The sequence below is a fragment of the Fulvivirga kasyanovii genome, assembly GCF_009711405.1.
GTDB classification, from domain to species: Bacteria; Bacteroidota; Bacteroidia; order Cytophagales; family Cyclobacteriaceae; genus Fulvivirga; species Fulvivirga kasyanovii.
This window is the reverse complement of sequence record NZ_SMLW01000661.1, coordinates 32985-41132: the sequence shown is the minus strand read 5'-3', so window position 1 is coordinate 41132 and position 8148 is coordinate 32985. Positions and strand designations below refer to the sequence as shown.

The following is an 8148-nucleotide window of genomic DNA, read 5'->3' as shown; positions in this document are numbered from 1 at the left end:
AACAGGACTTTGGACCGTAGGCCTTTCATTAATGCTGTTGTTAAGTTCGCAGGTTAAAGCCCAGCAAGAATATTACGCCGGAGGAGAGCTTAAAGCTGTCGGGGAGCTGGTGGATGGACAGAAGGAAGGGAAGTGGATTTATTATTATCCAAATGGTCAGCTCAATGCCATACAGCACTATGATAGCGGGCAATTGCACGGACAGGTGAAGTACTTTGACAACAAAGGTAGCGTGGTAGGCATAGAGCATTGGGAAGGTGGATTACCGCAGGATTCCGCCGTTTATTTTCATGGTAATGGCAGTGTGGAGAAGGAGGGTGTTTATAAACATGGTCAATATGCAGGCATTTGGAAGTATTATCACCCAAATGGACAGTTAAAACGTGCCGTTGACTATGTGAACGGATGGCCTCATGGTGCATGGAGGGTGTACAATGAGGATGGGGTACTTATACAAGAGGGGCAGTATGATCAGGGAAAGGAGACCGGGGAATGGAAGTTTTACACTGATGGAGGCCAATTGGAATATATAGGCAGTTATGCTCATGGCGAGCGAGTAGGCAAGTGGTACAGGGTGGATAGAAAAGGCAGAAAGAAGGAGATAGAATACTAGAACTCCTTTTTCAAGTGAAGGAAAATGCCGGCTTCTTTTTCACGGTTGACAGAATATTCAAAACGAATGACGGTGTCATAATAGGTTACAAAGTCAATTCCTGCACCCGTGCCAAACAGATACCTGTTCGTAAGGCGCGTGTTCTGCTCATAATTTTCAAAATTTTCAACGTACCCCATGTCAAAGTACGTTTTAAGGTAGATCGAGAGGGGAAAGTTTCTGAATTGCTCGATAGGCAGGAAGCCCAGACGCAGTTTGGTGTCAAAAATCCGCTTTTTCAGTGTAGTACGGTTGAGGTAAAATTTTTGGCCTTCTATTACATACAGTTCATAGCCTCTTATGAAGTCTTTTCTATAGCCAAGCCCTTGCAGGTTGGCATAGGGTTGCCGGTCGGGCCCGCTAAAGTAAAGGGAGGTATAATTAGAGAGGTAGAAATTTCGGGTCAGGTCAAGGAACCTGGCGTGGTTGATATTAATGTTGAACAGGTCAAGGTCATTGTAAAAGCCTAATCCGTGTTTTTCTGCCATAAAAACAGTGCGGTGCCCGTGGAGCGGGTATGAGTTTACATCTCTTTTATCAATGTTAAGGTCATAGCTGACACTGAAATAGCGCTGGGATGTTTGGCTGTTGAGATAGTACTCAGGATTAATGTTAGCGATAGTATCGTTTATTTCATTGTCGTTGAAAGTAACATTGATGGTATGGCGGGTATAAAAGGAGTTGCGGAACCGATAGCCGAGGTTGTAGATACGTCTCAGTTTAAGCAGGTTTTCGGAATCATAAAATACGCGCTTGTGCTCCACAGTCCGTATGGCTATATTCTTATTTTCAGCATAGAGGTAATCTACGGAAATACCATGCCTCTGTGCCCTGTCGATGTAAGGGATATCGTACGACAGCCCGAATTGCCGGGTAAACCCAAATTGCATTTCGAGTCGGAGCGTTTCATTTCTCCCCCGCATGTTGTTCCGGTATAGCCTCAGGCCATAGTTTACACGGCTAAAATCATGATTTTGGTTTTGCCACCAGTCATTGAAATTTCGATCTACCAGGTCAAATATAGGTGCCGGGAAAGTGTACCAGCGCTCTGAAACGCGTACCACAATGTCTATCACATTATCGGCAAGCTCAAGTATGGTAATTTCCACGGTATTAAACAGCCGGGTATTAAGTATTTTGCTCCGGTCGTTTTTGATAATGTCCTGGAGGTCTTCATCAAAATAGTATTCCCCGCGTTTAAGGCTCATTTCACGGAGTATTATCTTGTCTTTGGTCTGCTTGTTACCGATTATGAATATATTGTCTATGTATATATATCGGCTTTTTTCCGTGGTAGAGTCGGTACTAATAGCATTATGGTCGGACACGGTCATTTTAGTGACGGAGTCAGGGCTATGAAATGCAAATAAAATTGAAATAAAGAATGCCAGCATCTTCGGTACCTACGCCATAGAGACAAGTGTGATTGAATATTCGACTATTATGTCTCCTAAAATAAAAAATAGTTACTTCATAACGCATAAGATTATGAAATAACTATTCTCTATGTAAGAAAATGCAAAGGATTAACCTGCTGTTTCTTTATATCTTCCTTTGGATATGGCCCTGAAAAGAATAATGATACCGGCAATGATTAATGGGATACTCAGGATCTGTCCCATGTTGTAGGTCATTTCATCTTCAAAAGCTACCTGGTTTTCTTTAAACAGTTCGTGTACAAAACGTAAACCGAATAGCAGGATCAGGAACAGGCCAAGGAGCAAACCCGGAGGGGTTTCATTTTTGTACTTCATCCAAAGTGCAAGCAGCAGGAAGAATATAGCCAGCGACGTCCCTGCTTCGTAAAGCTGGGTGGGGTGCCTGGGGATACCGTAGGTATTGACCACTGCACTGTACGAGCCATCACTGTTTTTAGATACCTTATAATCCAGCGCCTGGTTCATAGGCTGGTATATATGTTCACTTACGTAAGGATAGTTAAGCGTTTCTTTAAATTTTCCATTGAAATAAAATTCAATGCTCTCCTCATTAATGATCTCCGGCTGGTTTTTAAAGTCAATGTTTAGTTTTAGAGGCACATATCCTTCAGCATTCAGGTCCCTGGTTTTATCTTCTTCAAACTCGATGCTTTGGACAGGACTGGAGTAGGAGTCAAAAGTACGCTCTACATCATGGGCGAAAATAACACCGTATTCAGATTCGGTGGGTACACCATAGATCTCCGAGTTCATGAAATTACCCATACGGATCATACAACCCGCCAGAGCTACTACAATTACTATCCGGTCTACAACCTGTAAATAGCTCTGGTTAGGTCTTTTAGACTTCTCAAAAACAAAGCGTTTTTTGGGGTTGGAGAATGGATTTATGTTTATAACGATCTTATAATTTACATACACCCAGAGAGCGAATAAGATGCCGAATGCAGCGCCATGGCTTGCCAGTCCGCCTTCCCATATTTTAAGAATATCTATTGGATTTGACAGGTACTTGTCCGGTTCGTAAAAGAGAACGTGCCCTAAACGCGCTCCAAGGATAGTGGCTATTACCATGTAGATGGTTAATGTTTCCACATCCCTTTCCGGCTTACCCTCTTTACGATAGATGTAGAACATAATCTGCTGAGTAATAAGGAAAGCCAGCGCAAATAGCAGCCCGTAATAACGAACGGGACGGTCTAAAATGGGAATGGTAAAAAACTCCGGATCAGTGTTCCAGATGATGTAGCTTAAAATTGACATGCGACAAATATAACTATCTCAGTATAATTGGCAATTAAACTATTGTTAAACGTTACTCAGGTATAAGGGCAAATATTCAATTTAAAGGCTAACTATTGCTGAGCCATTATTAAAAGATAACAAATACACCTTTTTATTTAATAGTAAAGAGAGCTCTAATCCAACTCATTCAGTTCCCTCAGCTCCGTCTCAAATCCACTTGAAAGAATAGGGAACCTGCACCACGTCCTTGGATCAACATTAAAGTCGTCGAGGTGAAAAGCTGGCGCTGTACGTTCACGTTTCCACTGGTTGCGGCTCCAGAGCCTGAAAAACTTGGTAATGTGTGCCTTTAGAAGCTCACTACTCTCCAGCTTAACCGCATTGAGGGCATGATAAACCTCAACCGGGGATTTACGATCTCGGATGGCTAGTTTTTCGATTTCCACAATAACAGGGTAGGGCATCAGGTCGGCTTCATCGGTTTGCTCCTGAGCCAGAGGCCTTAGCTCTGCACTGGGTTGAAGGTTATTGACGTAATTCAATGCCGTATAACCGAGATTCCTTTCAGCCCACCTTAGCCAGGTGATGATGAAATGCTTGTCAACTGCGGCGATAGGGGCAATGCTTCCGCTGGTGTCACCGTCCATGGTGGCGTAGCCTACATCAGCTTCACTTCTGTTGGAAGTGGTGAGCAGTAATGCGTTTTCAATATTGGCCAGCATCCAGATGATGGGTGACCTTGAGCGAGCCTGAATGTTTTGAAGGGCTATGTCATCAGTCTCCCAGGTTAATGGCCTGTTTAATGCTTTTTCAATTTTTTGGGTATATGAATTAACTTCCTCGTCTATCAGCCACGAGTAAAAAGTAGCGCCAATTGATTCTGCCAACTCTTTGGCCGATTGGAAGGTGGCCTCGGAGCTATTCACCGTGCCCTGATAAGCACAGGTGAGGATCTGAGAGACCAGTTGCTTAATAACAGACGGATGGTCAGAGGTGTCCCCGACTTGAAGTGTGCTTATGCCTGTTTTCTTTATAAAGTCTTCCGCACCTAGCTCTTCAACTCCGCGTCTTACCATTTCGGCTACCAGTACAGCTATAGAGGAAGAGTCAGCCCCTCCGCTTAGCGATAACACAAAGCCTTTGCTGCGACTTTTCCTGAGGTAATCAAACAAAGCCAGTGATGAAGCTTTTACAAATTCGGTGTTTTTATCCCTTGGCCACTCGTCAGGTGCGGCGTATGTCTCATCTTCATTACCGAAATCGACATCGGCAAACTGGAGTTGCATATGCTTATACGAGAGCCATTCATTTCTTTTTATCAGTGTTCCATACCTGGCAATGAGTATTTCCCCGTCGTAGACCATTCTGCCTGCTTCATTGCCCAGCAGGTTGGCGTAAACGTATGTACAGTGGAAGTTTTTAGAGCTATCTACGACGAGTTTTTCGCGCAGGCGTGTTTTTTCAAAGGCAAAGTGGCTGGCACTGGGGTTGAGAATGAGGTTGACCTTCTGCTCAAACAGCCTGCAGGCGGGCCTCACTTCACGCCATGCATCTTCACAGATCTCAAAACCGATTTTAACCCCTTCAATTTCAAAAATGATGTCGCCAAACTTATATTCATCACCTTCAATGATGATTTTGTCAACCGTGCCCGACTTCCAGGGAGTGAACCACCTGGGCTCATAATGTACACCGTCTCCAGCCATGTTCTGCTTGGCATAAAAACCAAGGATCTGCTCGTTACGGATCATGCAGGTGGCGTTGTAGGATAGCCCCTCGTGTTTTACAGGCAAACCTATGGCTACGGTTATATTTTTACAGTATGATTTGGCTTCCAGCAGGCACTCCATAGCTTTGGTGTAAAGCCATTCGCTGAGGAACACGTCTTCACAGCCGTATCCAGTGATACATAGCTCTGGCAGACATAAGATATCCACGCCTTTATCTATGGCATCGTTTATTGCTTCCCGAATGTTGTTGAGGTTGTTTTCCCACGCCAGGGGAGTTTGGTTTAGTGTTGCTCCTGCTATTCTAAGTTTAGACACGTACGGATAGTTTTGGTCTGAAATCGAGAGCGAATATCGGAATCTTTAGTCTAAGTCCAATAGTTCACACGACTTTTGGGCGGCATCCTGTTCTGCTTTTTTCTTGCTATGGCCAAAGCCTTTGCCAAGAGGTTCATTGTCTACAAACACCTGGGCCGTAAATTCACGGTGGTGCTTCTCATTTTTAACACTGATGATCTCAAACTTAACGTCCTTATTTTCCTTTTGAGACCATTCTATGATCTTGCTCTTGTAGTTGGGGTTGGATTTAATGACTTCATCGATGTTCAGGTAGGGGATAATGAGCTTGTCAATGATGAAGTGTTTGCAGTAGGAGTAGCCTTTGTCGAGGTAAACGGCTCCGACTATGGCTTCGAGGGTATCTCCGTACAGGGATTTGTGCGACAGTTTCCCTTTTTTCTTCTGGTCGTACTCTACAACCTGATTGAGGCCTATTCTTTTTCCTATGTTATTTAATGACTCCCGGTTTACGATCCGGGACCTGATCTCGGTGAGAAAACCTTCTTCTTTGAAAGGAAAAGTTTTGAAGAGATAATCGGCAACTGCAGCGCCGAGAATGGCGTCTCCGAGGTATTCCAGCCGCTCATTGGATTCCCTTAGCCCCTGGCTGTTGTGTTTGGCTACAGAGCTATGTTTAATGGCGAGCCTGTATAGTTCAAGATTAAAAGGCTTACTACCGACAATTGTCTTAATAGCGGTAATAAGCCTTTTGTCTTTTTCAGATTTTCTCTTAAAAATATTAATGAAGCGCCTTACAGCACGATGCACAGTTCTTAAATTTTTCTAAAAATAATAGAGGTGTTATGTCCTCCGAACCCAAATGTATTGCTTAGCGCTACATTGATCTCTCTCTCCTGGGCCTTATTAAAAGTCAAATTTAATTTATTGTCCAATTGATCGTCATCTGTAAAGTGGTTGATGGTTGGCGGCACAATGTTGTTTTGTATTGCCATCACACAAGCTACCGCTTCAATAGCTCCGGCAGCACCAAGCAGGTGACCTGTCATGGATTTTGTAGAGCTAATGTTGAGCTTATAAGCATGATCACCAAAAACCTTTTTGATGGCCAATGTTTCGCTAATATCACCAAGTGGGGTTGATGTACCATGAACGTTGATATAATCCACATCTTCCGGCTTTATCTTCGCATCGGCAAGAGCATTGATCATTACATTGGTAGCCCCAAGCCCTTCAGGGTGTGGTGCTGTAATGTGATATGCATCTGCTGACATGCCTCCACCTATTATTTCAGCATATATTTTGGCTCCGCGTGCTTTGGCGTGCTCATACTCTTCGAGAATAAGCGCACCGGCACCTTCACCTAATACAAATCCATCCCTGTCTTTATCGAAAGGTCTGGATGCTGTTTCAGGGGAATCATTGCGTTCCGAAAGGGCTTTCATGGCGTTGAAACCTCCCATGCCCGCTTCTGTTACTGCTGCCTCACTACCACCGGAGATGGCAATGTCCATATGTCCCAGCCTGATATAGTTCAACGCATCAATAAGGGCGTTGGTAGCTGAGGCACATGCGGAAACAGTTACAAAGTTTGGTCCATGGAACCCGTACTTGATGGAAATGTATCCGGCACTGATATCAGCGATCATTTTAGGGATGAAGAATGGGTTAAACCTCGGTGTGTTATCACCGTTGGCATAACTTTTAACTTCTTCCTGAAATGTTTTGAGTCCGCCGATACCTGAACCCCATATTACCCCTGCTTTATTCAAGTTTATAGCCTCCAGGTCTAATTTCGAGTCTTTAATAGCTTCGTCGGCAACTACCATGGCATATTGAGTGAAAGGGTCCATTTTTCTGGCCTCTTTTCTGTCAAAATGTTGCTCAGCATCGAAGTTCTTAACTTCACATGCGAATTGCGTACGAAATTTCTCTGGATCAAATCTGGTTATACGAGCGGCACCACTTACACCATTCTTAAGGCCTTGCCAGTACTCGGGGGCCGTATTTCCTATGGGCGTGAGTGCGCCTATGCCTGTTACTACAACTCTTCTTAACGTCATAAAAGAAGTTTAGAAATGAATAAAGGGGGTATGTTTATGATTATTTTACGTTTTCTTCTAAGTAAGAGATGGCCTGGCCAACTGTCGAAATGTTCTCTGCCTGATCATCAGGAATAGAAATGTTGAATTCCTTCTCAAATTCCATTATTAATTCAACAGTATCTAAAGAATCGGCTCCTAAATCGTTAGTGAAACTTGCTTCAGGAGTAACCTCTGACTCTTCAACTCCTAATTTATCAATAATGATTGATTTAACTTTTTGTGCTATTTCAGACATGTTTTTAATGATTTAATAGTTAAAATATCTGCAAAGAAATACATTAAATGTATTAATGTCAAACAATTTAAATAAAGTTATTGACGGCGCTAAATTGCTAAAATTTCCTTAAATACTCACTGTATACGCATAAATTTAAAGAACTTTGGTGCTATGAAAAAGACCCGGCTTATAGTTGAGTACGAATATGAGTTTGAATTGATAGGCATTATTGCCTCTGTAAAATTCTATAAACTGGCCTGGGCCATAAACCAAAAACTGGATATCCGGTTAGTAAAACAAGACGACTATTCTATCGAAATGAAGGGGGGGAGCAAGGCCGCTTTCAGCAACTATCTTTACCAGTTGGAAAGCCAGTGTTTCAGGCTGTTTAAGAACCGTTCCGTGGAGGGTGAAAACACCTGTTTACTACCCGAATTACCGCACTTTGACTACATCGTGAAAATAG

At 43.1% G+C, this 8148-nt stretch carries 8 protein-coding genes; 2 read left to right on the top strand and 6 right to left on the bottom strand.

The features are described 5' to 3' along the window. On the top strand, positions 1-613 hold a 613-nt coding region (locus E1163_RS25775; protein WP_155175825.1), incomplete at its 5' end, for a toxin-antitoxin system YwqK family antitoxin. Here E1163_RS25775 and E1163_RS25770 read toward each other — a convergent pair. The 6 genes from E1163_RS25770 to E1163_RS25745 form a co-directional block, all read right to left on the bottom strand. After that, entirely contained in the window at positions 610-1980 is a 1371-nt protein-coding gene (locus tag E1163_RS25770; RefSeq protein WP_221418082.1) for a BamA/TamA family outer membrane protein, read from the bottom strand. The genes E1163_RS25775 and E1163_RS25770 overlap by 4 nt on opposite strands. Before the next feature lie 198 nt (positions 1981-2178). Further along, positions 2179-3354 (bottom strand): prolipoprotein diacylglyceryl transferase, encoded by a 1176-nt coding sequence (locus tag E1163_RS25765; RefSeq protein WP_155175821.1) that lies wholly within the window; start codon positions 3352-3354, stop codon positions 2179-2181. A 155-nt stretch (positions 3355-3509) separates the two neighbouring features. Beyond that, entirely contained in the window at positions 3510-5381 is a 1872-nt protein-coding gene (gene nadE, locus E1163_RS25760; RefSeq protein ID WP_343033971.1) for an NAD(+) synthase, read from the bottom strand. 45 nt (positions 5382-5426) lie between these two features. After that, complete coding sequence (gene rnc, locus E1163_RS25755; RefSeq protein WP_343033970.1) at positions 5427-6170, bottom strand: ribonuclease III; 744 nt, start codon at positions 6168-6170, stop codon at positions 5427-5429. Positions 6171-6175: 5 nt separating this feature from the next. Next, complete coding sequence (fabF, locus tag E1163_RS25750) at positions 6176-7423, bottom strand: beta-ketoacyl-ACP synthase II (protein ID WP_155175819.1); 1248 nt, start codon at positions 7421-7423, stop codon at positions 6176-6178. 40 nt (positions 7424-7463) lie between these two features. Then, the gene (locus E1163_RS25745) at positions 7464-7700 is read right to left on the bottom strand and encodes an acyl carrier protein (protein WP_155175817.1); all 237 of its coding nucleotides are present in this window, start codon (positions 7698-7700) and stop codon (positions 7464-7466) included. 153 nt (positions 7701-7853) lie between these two features. On the opposite strand from E1163_RS25745, the gene E1163_RS25740 reads away from it, so the two are divergent. Continuing rightward, on the top strand, positions 7854-8148 hold a 295-nt coding region (locus E1163_RS25740), incomplete at its 3' end, for an IPExxxVDY family protein (RefSeq protein WP_155175827.1).

What these genes read in the sequence shown, in the direction of transcription:
- E1163_RS25765 (WP_155175821.1), bottom strand. Translation starts at nt 3,354, where the DNA reads ATGTCAATTTTAAGCTACATCATCTGGAACACTGATCCGGAGTTTTTT.
- fabF (WP_155175819.1), bottom strand. Translation starts at nt 7,423, where the DNA reads ATGACGTTAAGAAGAGTTGTAGTAACAGGCATAGGCGCACTCACGCCC.
- E1163_RS25745 (WP_155175817.1), bottom strand. Translation starts at nt 7,700, where the DNA reads ATGTCTGAAATAGCACAAAAAGTTAAATCAATCATTATTGATAAATTA.